At 39.3% G+C, this 18466-nt stretch carries 19 protein-coding genes; 12 read left to right on the top strand and 7 right to left on the bottom strand.

Going from position 1 to position 18466, the window contains the following annotated elements; translation table 11 throughout:
- Positions 1-33 precede the first annotated feature (33 nt).
- On the top strand, positions 34-966 hold the full coding sequence (locus RQ359_RS06320) for an ABC transporter ATP-binding protein (RefSeq protein ID WP_156017379.1): 933 nt from the start codon (positions 34-36) through the stop codon (positions 964-966).
- Positions 967-1088: 122 nt separating this feature from the next.
- On the opposite strand, the gene RQ359_RS06315 is transcribed toward RQ359_RS06320, so the two are convergent.
- Positions 1089-2522, bottom strand: a complete 1434-nt coding sequence (locus RQ359_RS06315) for an L-aspartate oxidase (RefSeq protein WP_054839231.1) — start codon at positions 2520-2522, stop codon at positions 1089-1091.
- A gap of 217 nt (positions 2523-2739) precedes the next feature.
- Here RQ359_RS06315 and RQ359_RS06310 point away from each other — a divergent pair, with 217 nt between their 5' ends.
- Together RQ359_RS06310 and RQ359_RS06305 are read left to right on the top strand one after the other, a co-directional pair.
- Entirely contained in the window at positions 2740-3921 is a 1182-nt protein-coding gene (locus RQ359_RS06310) for an MFS transporter (protein WP_156017382.1), read from the top strand.
- 175 nt (positions 3922-4096) lie between these two features.
- Positions 4097-5284: an MFS transporter gene (locus RQ359_RS06305; RefSeq protein WP_156017384.1), complete on the top strand. Its 1188-nt coding sequence runs from the start codon at positions 4097-4099 to the stop codon at positions 5282-5284.
- Positions 5285-5347: 63 nt separating this feature from the next.
- On the opposite strand, the gene RQ359_RS06300 is transcribed toward RQ359_RS06305, so the two are convergent.
- Together RQ359_RS06300 and RQ359_RS06295 are read right to left on the bottom strand one after the other, a co-directional pair.
- A complete protein-coding gene (locus RQ359_RS06300; RefSeq protein WP_156017387.1) occupies positions 5348-6889 on the bottom strand; it encodes a protein kinase domain-containing protein in 1542 nt (513 codons plus the stop codon).
- 236 nt (positions 6890-7125) lie between these two features.
- The gene (locus RQ359_RS06295; protein ID WP_156017389.1) at positions 7126-8478 is read right to left on the bottom strand and encodes a RuvB-like helicase; all 1353 of its coding nucleotides are present in this window, start codon (positions 8476-8478) and stop codon (positions 7126-7128) included.
- Between the two features lie 217 nt (positions 8479-8695).
- Here RQ359_RS06295 and RQ359_RS06290 point away from each other — a divergent pair, with 217 nt between their 5' ends.
- The gene (locus tag RQ359_RS06290; protein ID WP_240900184.1) at positions 8696-8965 is read left to right on the top strand and encodes a hypothetical protein; all 270 of its coding nucleotides are present in this window, start codon (positions 8696-8698) and stop codon (positions 8963-8965) included.
- Positions 8962-9789: an RNA-guided endonuclease InsQ/TnpB family protein gene (locus RQ359_RS06285; RefSeq protein WP_338116999.1), complete on the top strand. Its 828-nt coding sequence runs from the start codon at positions 8962-8964 to the stop codon at positions 9787-9789. The genes RQ359_RS06290 and RQ359_RS06285 overlap by 4 nt, the downstream gene beginning before the upstream one ends.
- Before the next feature lie 110 nt (positions 9790-9899).
- On the opposite strand, the gene cas6 is transcribed toward RQ359_RS06285, so the two are convergent.
- Positions 9900-10619, bottom strand: a complete 720-nt coding sequence (cas6, locus tag RQ359_RS06280) for a CRISPR-associated endoribonuclease Cas6 (RefSeq protein ID WP_083477047.1) — start codon at positions 10617-10619, stop codon at positions 9900-9902.
- A 13-nt stretch (positions 10620-10632) separates the two neighbouring features.
- Entirely contained in the window at positions 10633-10983 is a 351-nt protein-coding gene (locus RQ359_RS06275) for a winged helix-turn-helix transcriptional regulator (protein WP_054839293.1), read from the bottom strand.
- Between the two features lie 55 nt (positions 10984-11038).
- Between RQ359_RS06275 and RQ359_RS06270 the strand changes: the two genes are divergently transcribed.
- Entirely contained in the window at positions 11039-11227 is a 189-nt protein-coding gene (locus tag RQ359_RS06270; RefSeq protein ID WP_054839292.1) for a CDGSH iron-sulfur domain-containing protein, read from the top strand.
- Between the two features lie 146 nt (positions 11228-11373).
- On the opposite strand, the gene RQ359_RS06265 is transcribed toward RQ359_RS06270, so the two are convergent.
- Positions 11374-12573 carry a hypothetical protein gene (locus RQ359_RS06265; protein WP_457921139.1) on the bottom strand — a complete coding sequence of 400 codons (1200 nt, stop codon included), beginning with the start codon at positions 12571-12573 and terminating at the stop codon, positions 11374-11376.
- 628 nt (positions 12574-13201) lie between these two features.
- Between RQ359_RS06265 and RQ359_RS06260 the strand changes: the two genes are divergently transcribed.
- The 3 genes from RQ359_RS06260 to RQ359_RS06250 all read left to right on the top strand — a co-directional run bounded on the left by RQ359_RS06260 (position 13202) and on the right by RQ359_RS06250 (position 15441).
- Positions 13202-14245 carry a hypothetical protein gene (locus tag RQ359_RS06260; protein ID WP_054839288.1) on the top strand — a complete coding sequence of 348 codons (1044 nt, stop codon included), beginning with the start codon at positions 13202-13204 and terminating at the stop codon, positions 14243-14245.
- A 346-nt stretch (positions 14246-14591) separates the two neighbouring features.
- The gene (locus RQ359_RS06255) at positions 14592-14840 is read left to right on the top strand and encodes a hypothetical protein (protein ID WP_054839287.1); all 249 of its coding nucleotides are present in this window, start codon (positions 14592-14594) and stop codon (positions 14838-14840) included.
- A gap of 253 nt (positions 14841-15093) precedes the next feature.
- Positions 15094-15441: a hypothetical protein gene (locus RQ359_RS06250; protein WP_156017393.1), complete on the top strand. Its 348-nt coding sequence runs from the start codon at positions 15094-15096 to the stop codon at positions 15439-15441.
- A 160-nt stretch (positions 15442-15601) separates the two neighbouring features.
- On the opposite strand, the gene RQ359_RS06245 is transcribed toward RQ359_RS06250, so the two are convergent.
- Positions 15602-15763, bottom strand: coding sequence for a hypothetical protein (locus RQ359_RS06245; RefSeq protein ID WP_170267528.1), 162 nt, complete (start codon positions 15761-15763; stop codon positions 15602-15604).
- Between the two features lie 319 nt (positions 15764-16082).
- On the opposite strand from RQ359_RS06245, the gene RQ359_RS06240 reads away from it, so the two are divergent.
- The 3 genes from RQ359_RS06240 to RQ359_RS06230 all read left to right on the top strand — a co-directional run bounded on the left by RQ359_RS06240 (position 16083) and on the right by RQ359_RS06230 (position 18371).
- Entirely contained in the window at positions 16083-16289 is a 207-nt protein-coding gene (locus tag RQ359_RS06240) for an MFS transporter (RefSeq protein WP_054839398.1), read from the top strand.
- Between the two features lie 311 nt (positions 16290-16600).
- Complete coding sequence (locus tag RQ359_RS06235) at positions 16601-17161, top strand: hypothetical protein (protein ID WP_054839334.1); 561 nt, start codon at positions 16601-16603, stop codon at positions 17159-17161.
- Positions 17162-17525: 364 nt separating this feature from the next.
- Positions 17526-18371, top strand: coding sequence for an ABC transporter permease (locus RQ359_RS06230; RefSeq protein WP_054839332.1), 846 nt, complete (start codon positions 17526-17528; stop codon positions 18369-18371).
- The last annotated feature ends 95 nt before the right edge of the window (positions 18372-18466 follow it).

Here is an 18466-nt window from a genome sequence, read left to right as displayed (position 1 = left end):
AAAGATTTAACTCCCGCTTACAGATTAATGATAATGAGTGCTATCATAGCTGAAAACTTAAAGAAGTTTTACGACAAAAAGGGTAAGAAGCCAGCACTTAATGGAGTATCCTTTGAGACAGAAAGAGGCTCAGTTACTGCTCTTCTAGGTCCAAACGGCAGCGGAAAGACAACTTCCATAAGGATAATAATGGGTCTCATATTTCCAAACCAGGGAAAAGTTTCCATATTAGGCGATGATCCTTTTTCTTCAAAGAAAGTATTCAGGGAGGTAGGTTATGTACAAGAACTGCCAAATCTTCCACCTTTCATGAGCGGAAGGGAAGTTTTAGAAATGTCATGTTCTCTGAAAGGCATAGATAAGGGTGAGGTGAGTAAGGTATTAGATATAGTTGGAATGAAGGAATTCGCAGACAGGAAAATAGCAAAGTATAGTAAGGGTATGACTCAGAGAATAGCAATAGCGGAAGCCTTGTTAGGAAACCCTTCATTATTAGTTATGGATGAACCTAATATAGGAACTGATCCTATTATAAACCTTAAAATAAGGGAGGTTATACAGGATCTTAAAAAGGGTGGAACTTCAGTTTTCATGACGTCGCATCAGCTCGACGACGTGAGGAAGTTGGCGGACACTGTTTACTTAATATATAAAGGCAAGATCTTCTTCAAAGGAACTGTAGAAGACATGGTAAAGAAGTTCTTAGGCATTATAGTTATAGTTGATACTACGACCCCAGAGAAGTTGCAGGAAGTAATCAAGAGCATAGATTACGTGAAAGTTAGTGAAATGAGGAAAAGAGGAGAGGACTACAGATTTTTGTTATCACTTAAGGAAGATAGAAGGGAAGAGTTGTCTCAAATCTTAATCTCACAAGGAGTTAAAATTAAGGACTTCTTCATAAATGACGAACTTGACGAGGCTTATGGAAGGGCAATGGAGAATGCCTCAAAAACAAGTAATTAAAAGGAAGAGACTGTTTTTAAAAAGGAAAGCGAACTACTCTCTCCCTTATAGATGCAGTCTCTTGTTTAAAAGATGTAAAATATGAGGACGAGGCTTGGACGTCTAGCTCTTTTTCACGACGTCTATTCGTGAACCTTAAAATATATCCTTTTACCTTCCCATTCTTTCTTCTTTGAAGGAAAATCTTCCCTAAAGTGATTACCTCTACTTTCGTCCCTTTTCAATGCTGCCAAGGAAGTTAGATAGGAAATTAACGAGGCGTAGGATTCCTCGCTATTACTGCTGGTGTCAACGCCCTTATAGAATTCCAGAGATTTCTGTAGCCTCTCAGCGTTCCTGACTATACCCATGTTATTCCAGTTAACTTCCCTTATTTCATTCAATGAAACAGACCTTCCTTTCCAAGTAGACACGCCTATCATTATTCCATCGTCTGGGTACATTCCTTCCCAGCTGTCTATGTAACGATAGAGATTGATGCCGAAAACTAAGCCTTCTATCAGAGAGTTACTTGCTAATCTGTTTGCACCGTGAAGACCACTGTCGCTAACCTCACCTATAGCGTATAGACCTTTCACGTTAGTTTCTCCTCTTATGTTTACCCTCACTCCTCCGTCTACGAAGTGAGCTGCCGGAAAGATAGGTATTAATTCCTTCACCGACTTTCCATGTCTGCTCAAAAATTTCATTAGAACTGGGAACTTACTTTCCAAGTTGTTAATTTCCTTTAAGTCCATAAAGACCTTCCTTCCTTGTTTGTATTGATCGTAAATAGCCCTAGAAAGCACATCCCTGGGAGCTAACTCTCCCCTTTTGTCATAATCAAAGGCAAATCTCTCTCCCTTATCGTTTATAAGAATCGCCCCCTCTCCTCTTAAAGTCTCGGTCAGGAGAAATACTTCTCCATCTAAAGATGTAACGGTTGGGTGAAACTGAACGAACTCCATGTCTCCAAGGATAGCTCCGGCCTTAAAGGCGATTCCCATTCCGTCTCCGACATTGGTGGACTGGGTCGAGGAGAACTTGTAAAGGTAAGCATAACCTCCGCTAGCCAAGACTACCTTGTTGTCGTCAATTTCTCCATTCTCAGTTAAAACTCCTTTTACCTCATGATCTTTAACTATTAAGGAAGTTACCCTTGTCTCCTTAACACTTATACCGGATTCGATAACCTTCTTAAACAGAAAATTATAGAATTCCCTTCCCGTCTCATCGGTTTTATGTGCAACTCTTCTCCTTGAATGTCCTCCCTCTAATCTTAGATCTGGGTCGAATTGAAAACCCCATTGCTCTAACTTCCTGATTGCTGCTGGAGCTTCGCTGGTCACGTAGTCCACAGCCCTCAAGTCACACATACCGTCTCCTACCTTAATTGTATCCTGAGCGTGTAGGGAAGGCGAATCATCATCGCTGAGCGACGCTGCAGCACCTCCTTTAGCTATGTAGGTCGAACCTCCAGTTATTTTCTTAGTCACTATTTTAACTGAGTATCCTTTCTCCTTCAAGGATAAAGCTGCGGATAAGCCTGCAACCCCAGTTCCTATAATTAGAACCATAGCCGAACATGTGTTCGGACAATTAAAAACTTTATCTCAACTTTTATATCAATTTTAGATGACGATTATTGCTTAATGACCTAGTTCATTAGTGACTCGCTGAAGTTCTAAAAAGCTAGATAAATATAGAAAATAACAACAAGAAGATTTTTCCAGTGCAGACTCTAGATGACCATTTTTACTTAACTCTTTAATCTTATAGATCACTAAAATACCTATGATCTCAAAGTTTAGAGCGTTGTTTTTCACCTCTGTTGCACACTTCTTCAATGACGGGACTTTCCTAATATTCCCGTTACTCATAGTATACTACGAGGAGTTGCATGTTAGCGACGTCTTATTGGGCTCGGTTGCAGTACTTTATACTCTTATCTCAGGCCTTCTCTCGCCACCTATAGGCGACTTCGCAGACAAGCATCAACATGACTCCTTATTGATAATGATAGGCATAGCCTTGGAGGGTTTTTCCATGATCTTGTTTGCGTTATCATTTAAGCTATTTACCGAAATCTTTATGATAATTGCAGCTACGATCCTCGGAATAGGTCAAGCGTTTTACCATCCAATAGGAGGTAGTGTACTTGCCAACGTTTTCGGCAAATCTTCTGGTAGAGCTTTAGGAATTAACGGATCCATGGGGAGCATCGGAAGGTCAATAATGCCTTCTGTTGTTGCATTTCTTATATTGATCTTATCTGCATTGTATGGATTACTTGTGTTCGGAATCATTATGCTGATAGCATCAACTATCATTAGACTTGGCTTAACTGGATACGCCAAGACGTCTACAATAAGGAAAGCTAAGGAGAAATTAGAGAACAAGTTCAAGAAGTTCCTTCTTCTGCTAGGTGTCATGGTGTTTCTAAGAAGCATGTTCATAACTGGTGTAACAACCTTTACTGGAAAGTACGTCTTCTCAATTTATCATTCGGCCTTCCTGGCTGGAATATTCCTTACAGTAGGTTTTATAGGATCGGTGTTCGGACAGCCAGTCTTCGGAATTATCACTGAAAGAAAGGGCGGAAAGTTCGCTTTCATATTATCAAGCGTCATGTCTATAGCCTTCTTCCTTGGATTTCTCGAGATAAAACAGTTTACCCTTTCTTCCTTAGTCTATACCTTATTTACGTTCTCAGCGTTCAGCTCATTTCCAGTTCTATTGGGTTACGTGAACCAAGTTTTTCCAAAGAGCTTCGTCACGGTTGCCAACTCCTATGTTTGGGGAATAGGTGTAACTGTTGGTGGTGCAGCTGGAGACGCATTAATTACCGCATTTCTAGGGTACAATATACCATTGATTACGTCATTCATAGCCCTAATTATAATTGCGTTCGTCTCTCTCCTAATGACTCCGCTTTTACCTAAAAGGACAGTACAAAGCGACTCGAGAACGATCTGAGACAAATCTTTACGCTCCACTTCTTTTTTATACCGCATTATGAAAAGAGTTCACCTATTTTTTAAGTTAAATAACACTTTTACGTCTCTCTCATAGTAATCTTTAGAAGAACTAATGAACACTTATACAAAGAAAATTAGACTAAACTTTTTTTAACTTACTTAAACTTCTAAGTATGCGTAATTATATTCATGCGACCTTGTCTTCCACCCTTGGATGGGCCGGCAACATTTACGACCTAGTATTAATCACTTACGCATATACGTTCCTTCACAGCTATCTTCATATATCCTACATTTACTTGACCCTTCTCTTTGCCCTTGGGCTATTGGGTAGAGCAGTAGGGGCACTTTACTTTGGTAGGCTAGCCGACAGAAAGGGTAGGAAAATCGTCGCTATGATGGGAACTGCAGGCTATGCTGTAGCTCAGACGGCATTCGCGTTTACGTTGTTCCTACCATTCATGCTGATGCTTAGGCTAATTGAGGGAGTTTTTATGGGGGCTCAATGGACCTCTGGAACTGTCTTGGCTATAGAGAGCGCTCCTCCCAAAAAGTTGCAGCTTGTAAACAGCGTAGTTCAGGCAGGTTACGCTGTAGGCTATGCGTTAACCGGAGTTACCTTCGCTATAGTAGGGCAATTGTCAACGATACAGCAATACGAAGTGTTCATGTTAACTGGATCGTTGCCACTTTTAGTGGTTCCTTATATAGCTTTTATGGTAAAGGAGAGATTTGTACCATCCTCTAGCTCATTCGTTAAAGTTAACGTAAAAGACTATTACGGTTACTTAATAAAGGCTTCCTTAGCAATGTCTGGATTGTTTGTGGCTTACATGGCAGTTTTCAGCATTTACCCTGATTACGCGTCCCTTAACGGGTTTTCCTCCACTGATCTAGGGCTAGTTATGGCAGTGGCCAACGGCATTCAAGGCTTTTCCTATGTTTTATTCGCTAGATTAACGTCCTTTGTAAGTCCATTCAGGCTAATATACATGGGCTTAATAGGTATTATGGTAGCTGCTGTTCTATCTCTGCCCCTTATTTCCCCTATGAGGACGGTTCCGATAATGTCCAGTGGAGTTATGCTTTACGCTTTCTCCATAGGTTTCTGGCCCTTGATATCTGGGCTTGTGGTTTCCTCCGTACCTCCAGAAGTTAGAGCTTTCATTACTGGGACTTCTTACAACTTAGGAGCAGTATGGGGAGGTGTAGTATCTGCAGTTTTAGGGGTTGTTATACAACTGTTCGGAATGTCAGTTCTTCCCTTCTTCATAGACGGCCTTGAAGGAATATCTGCAACCGTAATATTCATATCAATATTTACCTGGCCTAAGAGGACTCCAACACCAGTTTATGCTTAATCAAAACTGAATTTTTAGAACACGAAAATTTTCATCAAGTCATAGAAGTTTTCCCTTCTTTATCTAAACTATTTTTTCTAATTCCTTCACTACGTCCTTGATGGAGGGTCTCCTTGAAGGGTCCTTGGAAACGCAACTTGAGATTATCTCTCCCATTTTTCCCTCTATTTTGTCTGGATTGAAGTTATTCCAAGCCTCTTCTGCCAAGCTCACGTCGTGAAGGGTTATTGCGTCGTTCATTTTTTCGGTGATTGAGAAGTTTAGCATCTTACCAGTGAGCATCTCGTAAATCGTTGCACCAAAAGCGTAAACGTCCATGGATTCGTGGGAGCCTAGACCCTTTAACCCAGAGATTACCTGATCTCCCGGTGCATAACAAGGAGTCGCGTGAACTACCTTTTCTCCTACGCGAGTCACAGAACCTAAATCGCTGAGTTTAGCTCGCAATTTGCCTGACTTTAGGTCAGCAAGCAATTCTTCTCCTCCACCTCTTACGGGAGAAGTTAAGAGAACGTTTGATGGCTTTACGTCTAGATGAACTAAACCTTCCTCGTGGAGGGAGGCTATCCCCTTAGCTATGGAAAGTGCAACTATGGAAACGACCTCTTCCCACACATTAGAAAGGATGTACCTCTCTTGAATAATTGACCTGAGGGTACCTCCTTCCATGTACTCCATAGCAATGTAAGGAGGATTCTCGTAATAGAAACTTGGGTCTCTAAGACATTTTATTATGTGTTCCCTTGAGAAGTTAACTCCTGTTATTTCCACGAGATACTCTTTTCTCTTTTCCGAGATTCCCTTAACTACTGCAACTTCCTTGAACATATCCATTAGAGTGTTCCCTGTGATTAGAACTGTCCTGCCCGGATCGTGAACTATGACTGGAATTTTCAAAGCCACCTTAAACGACTCAGCCCTTCCCTTTAGCACATAAGAGTTACCTCCCTTAGCTATAACATCTTCAACTTCGTACAGACCTCCAATTCTTTTGCCTATCCAATAAGATGGATCCCAACTTGTCTTTTCCCTATTCAAAAATACCTTAAATTTGCTATCATCAAGCGTCAGAGGAAGAAAATAAAAGAAGGTTTTGTGCCCTACCTTGAATTTGATGGAAAAGTTAGTCCCGTTAAGGAACTTGATGAAATCCTCAATTTTTTCCCTTGAAAACCTCATGGAAGAAAGGAACTTAACTATAGCCTCCTCTGTCATTAACACACCTCCGTAAACGTCCCTTCCTAAAATGGAATTGTAAACGTTATCCAACTTCATCATGGAGGTGACGGACTTATCAATCTCCCTCAGAAGTTTGAGTGCATCTATAAAACTAATTGGCAAAGGAGAAGAGATCTCGGAGAAATCCCTTTCAATTCCCTTAACTGAGAGTTGTCTGATCCTAAATGGAATTTCCCTTCTGTCTATCCTTATCTTGTATACATGTTTCATGGCCATGAGCCTTTCCTCAGGAGGATAGTTGGAAAGGAAGGACTCCATAACCTGAGAAGTTATGTCATCTCCTGTCTGAGCATAGTCTTCGACCTTTCTGTACACTTCCTTAACAAGAAGATATACGTACTCCGCTAGAGAATCCGGATCGTTCACTCTAGTAGGTTATTAACGTAAGTAAAAAAGATGAATGTGACGTAACATAACAAACCCATGTTTTTATGGAAAAGGAAAATTTCTTTCGCTTTTTTTTCCTTTTTCTATTCTTCCCTTTCCTCTTCGTAACCACGTTTTTTCTTTTCTTCTATGCCTTTCTAACAAAGGCAATGCATCACGTAAATGTGATTCAGCCAGGCAACGATAAATCATCTATCAGAGCCGTTTGCCAGTCATCACTTCAGTAATATATTTTCATACTCTTTTACGTATTTAACGCTTCTCTTAACGTCGCTGAACAACGAGGATGCCCTTTCCACGTCCTCTGGTTTTATTGTGGACCTGCCTTCCCTCTGTGCTATAACCAGCGAAGGCTCTATCAATTCTACTGCGTACCTCATGCTATTCTCCACTCCTAGCTTGGTTAGTATCTCTAGCGCTTCTGGCTCCAGCATCACGTCAAGTTCCTCAGCCCTTATTTTCAGTATTTCTCTTATCTCGTCTGCGGTATAAGGCTTGGTTGGAATTATTAGGAGCCTGTCCAGCAAGTCCAACGGCATGCCGTGGGGAGACTCTATTTCGGTTCCCCTTATCTTCGTGACTCCTCTGTTGGTAGCTAAGATCAGGATTGGGGATAGATCACTTTCAAGTGCTCTTGTCAGGAAGGAGAAAGCCTCCATGTCAAGCATGTGGGCGTCATCTATGAAAAGAACTCCTGGCAAGAGCTCAGCAGTTCCCTTACTTACCATGTCCTTCACTATCCTGTCTACTTCCTTCCTAACGTCCTGAGTTATTTCCCTCTCTGACCACAAGGAGAATATAGCTGAGATTGAAAGGTTCCTAGCAGCTAGGTTAAGGTCTAAATCGTGAAGGGAAAGAGTCGTGGTCAATTCTTTTTCCTTCTTAATTGGACCCGACGGTATCTCCACCGTCCTGGTTCCTGCGATGTCTAATGTTGTCCCCTCACCTTTAGCTTTACCCTCCTTGAATACCTCACCAGTTTCTGCATCTATCCATATTACGTCGCCCTTCCTAATCCCCTTACCTACTACTTGTTCTGCTATGCTCTCTCCTACCCTAAGGGTAGTCTCCTCATCCTTAGTGCCTATTTTGATCTCAGCCTCACGTGGAACTTGTGAGTAAGGGTTAAGTCTGTTCTTAGCTACCTTGAGCCTAATCTCCTTCACTACTCCTTCGTAGACTGTCCTTCTCTGCCTTATTCTGACTCCTATAGACTTCCTTACGGCTTGTGTCAATATCTCAGTTTTTTTAAGTTCAGTAGAATATATTTCTGATCCATTCAATGAATTAAACGGTGTATCTTCGCCTAATTCTCTAGCAATAGCGACAGCTAACGCTGTCTTCCCAGTGCCAGGCGGACCTACTAGAAGAATACCCTTTCCAGCCATTTTACCCTCGTTTACTAACTTCACAATTACGCCTGCTGCCTCCCTTGCCTCCACCTGACCTACGAGACCATCTGACTTGAAGATAGGTTTTCCCTTCTCGTCTAAGCCAAGACCAGAAACATGGCTATGTATGCTGGCCTTTTCTTTGGTAACCTTCCTCAAATCCTGGATCTCGGACATTTCGCTTGTATATAAAACTTTGTATTTATAAAAGCTTCGACTTCATAGGTAGTGAAATACTATAACCTAAAGGACATGACTTTCTACCTTCATCTTCCATCACCAGAGACCCCGTCCGTAAGGGCGGGGAGTTAAGTATAAATACGAATCTAGAAATTGAAAGCTTTGAGGATGTTCCCTGAAAGCAGAGGTTAAAGTAGCAGTACAGGGAAAAATTGTGAACCCTAACAAGGAGAAGAGACATAAGCTAAACGTTGTTTTAGAGAAGTACATGAAAACACTGAAGTTCTTCGCTTCCTTCAAGATGAAGGATAAGAAACTCCTCCAACAGAAAGCATACAAGGAGGCTAGAGTCAAGTTCGGTCTATCTTCTACTCTCACTGAGACAGCTAGGGACAAAGGTGTCGAACTGGTTAAGGCTAATGATGATAGAGAGTTCCACATACATCAAGTATCAATAAGGGTGAACTACCGTGCATTCAAGTGAAGAGGAACGCTAAACTAACCCCTTACTGGTTGTACCTCAAGCTTGATGGTGAAGGTGTGTGGTATCCAATACAGTTCGGTGATAAACAGAAAGAGATGATAGATAATGCTCTCTCCGATGATGGCGAATGGTCTTTACAACAAATTGAACTCGTGAAGAGGGACAAAGAGTGGTACGTCTACTTCACTCTAGAAAAGCCATTCAAGAATTACGAGCCAAAAACACCTATAGGGATTGATTTAGGTGAAAGAAACTTAGCCACAGTTGTTGCACTGGTGAACGGAAAGCCCACGAAAGGAACTTTCTTCAAAGGGTCGAAGATTAAGGAAGTTAGACACAAGTACTTCAACATTAGGAGGGAACTGCAAGAAAAGAAGAGGCTGGACGTGATCAAGAGATTAAGAGGTAAAGAGAAGAGGATAGTGAACCATGAGCTTCACAAGATCGCTAAGGACATCGTGGAATATGCAAAACAGTTTCCCTCCCCTGTGATAGTTATGGAGAAACTCACTGGGATTAGAGGGAGCTTTAAGAAGGGTAAGAAGCTAAACAGGAGGTTTCACTCACTACCTTTTAGGACGCTACAGAAGATGGTGGAGTACAAAGCCAAGATACAAGGGATCGAGGTAGCGTACATCAATCCTAAGAACACATCTAGGACTTGCCATAGGTGTGGGTACATTACCCAAACTGACGGTAGGGAATATCACTGCCCCAAGTGTGGTCTGACTTACAACCGTGATTTGAATGCATCCATAAACATAGCCCGTGCCTTAACGAGAGGTACGGGTCGGGGGTACGTAAACACCCCTAAGGGGAAATGAAGGTGCGACGTGAAGTCCACTGGAAACCCCAAAGCCCCGTCAGTTAGGGCGGGGTAGTTTACGTGGTTCAAAGGACGAGAATATTCTCATGATGATTTCAGATTAATATGTTAATCCCTTACGCTTTTTCCTTCAACCTCAAGCATGCCAAACCCTTGACTATTCTTGCTGCCTAATCCAGCCTCATAAATTACCTTGATCAAGGATGATGGTCCAGTTATCGTGAATTTTCCTTTCCATGCTATTATGTAATTTTTCTTATATCTTACTCCAACGCTCCTGACCTGCAATGGGACTACTCTAAGGGGAGTTGTAGGTTTCCTTCCAATTATGGCCATCAGTTTCCTCTCAGCATTGAGTGACGCTAAGTGTTGAAATTCAGCCTCGTATGGAGAAATATATCTAACTCCATCTTCTACATGCTTGTATATGGTTACAGGGGACAGAGTGTAAAACTGTCCCTCGCTTACCGTCTCGTCCCTAACCTTCATGCTATCTACGTAAAACTCTCCCTTACCTATTCTAAATACGGGATCCTCCATGATAGTCTTAGCCATTTCCTTGACTATGATTTCCATTGGTGAAGAAAAGCAAAGGTATACGTTAGACTTAGGGTCGAACTTTAAACCATCATTCTCTCTCTCGAAATCCCCCATTAACCTCGAGAAGGTGAAAAGTTTGAACTTTCTCGGTCCCTCTTGAAAGCCTCTCTCATGCAAGGACTCTGCAATGACTGTAGGTAACTTGTTGTAGAACGCTGCCTGCACGTAATGGTTATAGTGTTGAGGAATAGTTCCTTTAATGTACTTCATTCCCATACAAAGTCTCATTACAATCTCCTAATCATTTCTCTTCCCTCATCTCGACGAGGGAATCGTTCCACTTCTTTCCCCACCTTCCAAGTTCGTCGAAGACTGGCTTGAGGTCGTAACCCTTCTCAGTTAACCTATAGATCACCTTAAAAGGTCTAGTGCTCACTACCTCCCTTTCTACTATTCCCTTGGATTCCAAGAACTTTAACGTAAGTGAAAGGGTTTTTGAGCTCAACTTCGTTACTCTAAGTAACTCGTTAAATCCCTTCTCTCCATCGAACAAGTAATGAAGCACCAAAAGTCTCGCCTCAGTACCGACTGACTCTATGGCCGAGACTACAGGGCAGATTTCTCCGTCTTCACTACCTTGACTAAATTCCATCTCATTTATTAAACTATACAAGTAACTTAAATACTTTACTTTATACACTAGATGCATGGCAAGATTCGTAAAACATGAGGAAAAGGGTCCGTACCAGATTAAAGCCTCTAGCGGAGAAGTTTTTTACGTTTGCGGCTGCGGTCTCTCAAAAAATAAACCGTTCTGCGACGGAAGTCACAAGAGGACTTTAGACGAAGACGGAATTTTCGTATACGAAGGCGAAAAGAGAGTTAAGATAGTTTGAATGACCCTTTTAAAACTAAAGGAAAAGCCAAAGATTTATTTGTAGATTTTTTATTTAAATAAAGATTATTGTTTATTATTATGTTTATACAAGATAATATTTTCATATAAAAACATTAGATATCTAAAAATTATAAAGGATAAAAATTAGACTTTTTTCCTCTTCAGAAGGACAATTGCAACTATGTTGAAAATAAAGAATGCTATTAGAATACTAAATTTAATCAATTTCAACCCGTTAGATTCTTGGGTTAGACTTGTGGATGAGCTTGTGGATGAAGTAGCTTTATTTAAAAAAGATGATTGGCATGACTGGAAAGTCATATTTGATGAAACGTACAAGGGTATACACGAGCCATTTTCCCTTTCATAAACGTACTCGGGAAAAGGTAAATAGAAAGTTTCGCCTTTTACCCCGTCTACTACGGTGGGTCTTGCGAAACGCAACTGGATCCTCTTCTGCGGTGAGAACGAATGATTGAAGTAAAAGAAAGGAGCGATCTCTCCACAATCATTTGTGTTATTTATAAACGGCTTTCCGTTCTGGAACCAAAGGCTATTCTGAGGGAAGGTGTAAACGCTATCGTTGACTATGACCACGCTGTAATTATAAAGCTCCTGAATTCCCTCATTTCCCCAAGTTACCCATACCTTGCCGTCATAGAAGTGGGCTGATCCATTAACTGCGCTCTCCCCCGTGTTTGGATATCCGCTGAATGCAACGGGAGGGACAAACCATTCACCGTGGTATCTGTAGAATTGTTGTATGGATACGTTGAACCCTTTACCAAGATAAGCAGTAGCTGAATTACCGTATCCCGAGATTACTGTTCCAGCGTAATATCCAGGGTATATAATCGCCAAGAAGTGAAGAGGAACCAGACAAGTTACCTTGTTTGAGTCAGTGAAGTTGGACTCGCAGAAGGTAATCAATGTTCCATTGTTAGTGTTGATCCATGTAGTGGTCAAATTGAAGCGATTTCCTTCCACTTGATGAGAGGTAATGTGATATTCACCGTCAAAGAAGATGCTCGTCTCCCATGTGAAAGTTTTGTTCACGCTGTAATTGGGGTATTGCTCAATGGTATACGAGCAACTTATCACGTTCTGAACGAAAGCTGGTACCCCCAAATTAAGACATACGTTTTCCTGGACTGAGAAATATGGGGATACGTAAGCCAAGGAAGTGTTGTAAAACGTTATTAAAGCTTCTACACCGTCAGCATGGACGTAACCGAATTCGTATCCGTAATCGTAACTACTGGACATCACTTCACCTTGTAGAAGAGATACATATGTCAGCGGCGTTAATATTAAAAGGATCGTAAATGCGAGATGGAACTTCATTTTGTAATAGTTTGGAACAGAAGATGAAAAGCATTGAGGAACTGGAAAAGTTAATGAGTTCACTTGAAGTGTGAAAGACATTTGATATAAACTATACATTTTAGTTTTTATACAGAGATTCTTCTTGTTGTATTTTACTTATTATAGCAAGAAACATGAATAGATGATATATATTGTTTAACTTCCAAACTGTCTTTGTACCGTATCCGAAACGGTAAGTAGATGAATAATGAGGATCGAGATAAAATTCGCTTGAGGATCATATTTCCCACCTAAGACCACGTCCAGTTGTGTAGACGGCGTTAATCATGATATGAGATATTATAATGCTAAGGAAGGCTGACCCTTCTGATCTTGTGATATATACCTTGAACACTACAACGTCATATCATGGGAGTGAGTGGCAACCTTTGAAGTAATGAGAATTTCCTTTATAGTAGTTTAGGCTATCATGGATAATCTCCACGATGTTTCCTTGTTAGGATTATGGCTTTACATCTAAAGAGTTAGATATATACTAAACAATCAATTCGTATTACCCTCCTTAAGTGAAGCATTGTTAAACTGCTATCTCTACAAAAGATTTTGGAAAAATTTTTAAAAGTCATTCTGAAATATAATATATAAAATGCTAAAAGTTAATAGAATTATGCTGATGGCTTTTGCAATTAACTCATCTGCCCCTTTGATTCTTGAAGTTTCCCATGAGAATCCTTTGGTTTCTGTAATATCAATAGTTCCTATGGCAAGTTTGACGGCAATGATATATTATTATATAAAGTTCGATTGGAATGAAGGTGGTCTTTATTCATATTCTTTCAAGATATCTCCAACTCTTGGAAAGATTCAAATCTATACTTGGGTACTTAGCTATTTTCTTTATATAGTGTATACAGCAGATTATATTAGCTTTTATGTTTTAAATCTGCCTATCCTTTATAGTTATTTACTCACTATTTTATTGCCTATTATAACATCTATTCTTGTACTAACTGATTTTGTATATCTCGTACTAATTGGTACAGCTGCTGTCCAGTTATTACTTTCTATACCTATAACATGGAACTTTTCTGTAAACTTTAATTCTGAAGAACCCAGTTATCTTTTTTCCAATATTCTGTCCTCCTCGCTCCTTCTCATATGCCTTACCCTTACCACTTATTTAAAAGGTGAAAGAAAATACGCAAACGTGGTAATTTATGCCTTCCTTATTTCTTCATTTCTATTAGTTGTAGGAGGATTCTTTATGCCTTCAAATATCGTTCTAGAACTTTCTGCGATATCTGACTTTTCCTTAATTTTAGTAGAATACAAGGCTTTACATAACCTTTTTAATTTTATAGGAGTTAGACAAATCATAAGAAACTATATAATTCCACTTCTTGTTATTTTATTTACATCTATTAGTATTATCAATTATAAATTATTTTATTCTATAACTACTGCACCTTCATTTACTGCCTTATTTATAAGTGTATTAATTCCCTCTATAATATTTCCATTTTATAAGAGAGGAATAGGATATATTCTTTCTATCATAAATTCAGGTTTAATGGTTTATGGAGTCTATGAAGTTACTAGCTCATTTCACGGCATATACTTTTACGATTCTGTAATCCCTCCACTTATAGCAATTTTAATACCTTTACTACAATCATACTCAAAGAGATAATATCTAATAAGAAATTTTAATAGAACATATTAATCTAGCGTATAGTTTCACGTCTTGTCCTAAGTGTAGTGTAAAGCTGATAGAGACATTACATAGAGATTTTCCTGTTCTAAATGCAGTTTTGTAAGAGCTATCCTGACGTTATTGCTATGACGAATCTAAATGAAGGAATTCCCTGAACCTCTCCACTGTCTCGCTAAAAGATGTAATAATGAACTGATGAGGGAAAACCACCTCCTCGTTGGAGAATAGGTCAGAATCATCTTGCTATAGATGAACCTTTATATTACATTTTGAAAGAAATTTGGGAAAAACAATATATAATTACCGTCAGTAAAGAGGATTAATGAAGCTTGATAAGAAAGTCTTAATAGGAGGGTTAGTAGCTATTGCACTAATTGCAATAGGTATAGTAGTGATAGCGGGAATATCCCACTCTACGTCTCAAATGCAGACTTCTCCTTCATATGGAGGTTCTAGTACTGTAGGTTCCAGTTCTAGCAGCGCTTCTAATAGCCAGAGTAGTTCATCTACATCAACCTCTTCCAGTTCTAGTACTTCTTCAGGATCTTCGGGAGGATACAGCTGGGGTTAAAATACTATTTTGTGTATAAGAATAAATTCTTAAATTAATTTTTTAAAAATTTTAATAGATATTTTATAGTTATCTTCATCTTTAACATATACATATATATTCACTTTTGTTTGTTATTCTTAATAATATTAGCTACTATTTTAAAGTAAACTTTTTATATATATAATCCTAAATTATCCTGTATTGATGAAACTGTAAAGTTAACGAAATAGAGAATAGAAAAGGGTTTAACCAATATCTATCATATCTCCTCATGCTAAGACTTTTGGTTTCAGGGTTTCTGGCTGGTCTGTTTGACGTAATTTTCTACCTAAACTCTCTTAACGTGTTTGCGGTAATTTCCTATCATATAACGAGGATATCTTCAATCCCTTTGGGTATAGTTCTACACTTGATAGCATCAACTATTATTTTCACAGTATCCTTTACCTCTAACCTGATTTTAGGTATTATGGTAGGATCCTCAACCTTAGCACTGTTTAGCCTTCCCATACATCTCCTAGTGTTTCCAGTTAAGATAGATATTACCTACGTTCTTGGCCACGTATTTTACGGAATTATAGGCTACCTTATCTATTGGTTCCTAGAAAGTCATAAATAAAATATACTTTATGATTTTTATCTAGTTGCAAAGAAGAATGAATTACCATAAAAAACATTAGCTCTAAAATAGATAAAAGCTATCAATATAGAATAGATCTAAATTATTTAACAAAAATTTAATGTAATAAAAAATTAATTCAATTTAATTAGAGGCATAACTATTTTCTATCATCTCTCTTAGGTACTGCTTTTTTCGTTTCTTCCTTTACTTTCTCTCCTGCTTTTTTCGTTTCTTCCTTTACTTTCTCTCCTGCTTTTTCAGCTTTCTTTTCCACTGATTTCGTTGTATCCTTTATCTTATCTTTTACTTTGTTTGCCATATACATATACTACTTTTCATATATTAAAAGGATTTTGCTTAAGATTTGTCATGTAACTTCCCTATTTTTTATCATCTTTTTACGAACTCGATTAGTATCCCTCGAAATTTCGTGTCTATTTCACTTTTTCTAAATATTAAGTAAACTGAAACAAAACTTCCGAATATATATAATATAGTTTAGTAATTTCAGGGTGATAACTGGATTGGGAATAGGAGGGGAATACTCAGCCATAAACTCAGCAATAGACGAGCTTATACCTGCACGTGTAAGGGGATGGGTAGATCTGGCTATTAACGGAAGTTAGTGGGTAGGAACAATGGTCGGATCAGCTCTATCTCTCTTCTTGCTGAATCCAGCAATATTTCCAATAGATCTAGGCTGGCGTCTATCCTTCGCCATAGGCGCGACCCTTGGTTTAGCCGTTCTCCTCATAAGAAGGTACTTACCAGAGAGCCCAAGGTGGCTATTAGTTCATGGAAGAGAGGAGGAAGGTAAATGCGATTGTAACACAAATAGAAAATAAGGTATCTGACATGACTGGTAAAACCTTGGAGGACCCTCATAAAACTCTACATCTCACGGAAAGTAAATACCTCAAATTTCTCGATTCTCGTACGTTCAATGGAAAGTTATGATCTATGGCTAACCATGAAATCGTTCTGATCAACCATAGTTTACATGTAAAAATCTCTCTGTTGTACCTCAAACCTGATACCAGTACTTTCCACTTATCCTGTAAATTATTATTGCACTCTTTTATTTGTCTAAAAATTAACTTTTTCAAGAATAATAGAGAAAGACAGTTTTAAAGACTTCAATCAGCATATATTATTTGTGAATAAAAGTTCATCAATGAGCATGAGGAATATATCATGGAGCAAGTGGTTCAGCTATACCCTTATTATAGTAGCAATACCATCCCTTCTAATTTCCCTTGGAGTTGAGGAATTATCGTCCATGTTAGGACTGTCTGGAGTAGAAAACGTAGCTACCTATACCTTGTCCTTGATAATTTCATTCTCAGCCTTGTCTGCTTTAATGAGGAAAGTCCTCATAACTAAGGGAATGCTAACTCCTTCAATAAGCTCCTCACTTACCTTGGAGAAACAAACAATAATTCCTCAGTCCTTCCTTAGGGAATTGGAGGGAAAGATATCAAAAGTTGATAAGGAGAAGGAACCAGAGCGATACGTTCATTTGGCTTCTGTCTTGGGAATCTCTTATCTTCAAAACGCGATAACACTCAACGATAAAGAGCTCTTCATAAAGGCAAATTCAATGAAGGAGGAAGTAGAGAAGTTCATAAAGTGCCACAAAATTAAACCTGAGGCTAAGACAATATTTGACGGATTCAAAGGGAAAGTGGAGCAGTACAAGTCGAGCTTCTTGAAGTAGTTCTGAGCAGGAGTTTCGTGCAAATTCATGTTTTGAAAAATAAATGCAACGTTATATCTATTTCCACATCTTTCCCTTACGTGTAGATATATATAGCATATTGTTTATCTTAACGAGGGTTAAGGGGGGGAGAAAACCCCTTCCGTAAGGGCGGGGTAGTTCTCACAGCATTGGGTAAGCTACCAAAAGTTCATTTTGAGTTCGTGTATACTGCCATCATAGCTTTGCAACTTATTCCGAAATAGACTGCACGAGGGACTTCTATTCTTTTTTTCCTAATTCCCTTGTCTCTCAGTGCCTTCTCTTTCGTTTGTTAAGATCAACGCGACAGATATTTTTAATCCATGTTTTAACTACTCTATCCATGGCACTCCTGGACAAGGTTATAGTCTATGAAATAAAGAGGGCAGTAGCCAGGAGGAAGGTTATATCCCTAGTTTCTATTACGCTGGTATTCGAAGTAGGGATCTACTTGCTTCTGGAGTACGCTGGTACATCAAGGGTAGCATCGCTTCTTGATCCATTTCATCCTTACCTCTGGTTGGTGGGAATTCTTCTCCCACAGTCCTTGTTGCTTCACTTTATAGCTATCTCTATATCTTCTGGTTCAATGAGTGAAGAGTATGAACAAGGTACTGTAGACTTCTTTATGACGAAGCCAATCACTAGGATGACCTTCATTACAGGAAAGTTCATTGGTGGGTTTATTCTCGTACTCCTCATCTATTTACTCATGGTAGCACTTTCAATAGGTTTCTCATACTCCTTTTTCGGGGCTCAGGAATATGTTAACTTCATTCCCCTTGTAGTGGGTAGTGTAATACTCTCTGCTGTGACTTTCTACTCTATAGCGTTCGCTCTGGGAGAGATGTTGAGGAAAAGCTCCCTAGCTTTCCTACTTTCTAGCTCCATCCTAATAGGATCAATACTGGTTACCACAATCCTCATTTTCGTGGCTACCATTCTGAAAGACCCAACTTACTACGGCTACGCACAATACTTACCCAGCTGGGGAGCTGAAGAGTTACCCTTCTTCATAGCACAGCATATACCTAACGTTTACCTCCTTCTTAACTTCCTATCGGTTTTCCCCATAGGCCAAGGTACAACTGCACAAGCTGCAGTGTCTATCTTCGGTTACTCTTCAATACCTGCAGCCATCGGTTACATCTCATTCCTTCGAAGAGACATTCCAAAGAAGGTTACCTGACTTTCTTAATTGGACGCATTTTTACAGTTATTTAGGCTTATCTTTTTTTCTTAACTTACACGAGTTACTTTTTCCATGTCTTCGTGTGATATGCG

The sequence above is a fragment of the Sulfuracidifex metallicus DSM 6482 = JCM 9184 genome, from assembly GCA_032834875.1.
Lineage (GTDB): Archaea > Thermoproteota > Thermoprotei_A > Sulfolobales > Sulfolobaceae > Sulfuracidifex > Sulfuracidifex metallicus.
This window is presented reverse-complemented; position numbering and strand designations above follow the sequence as displayed.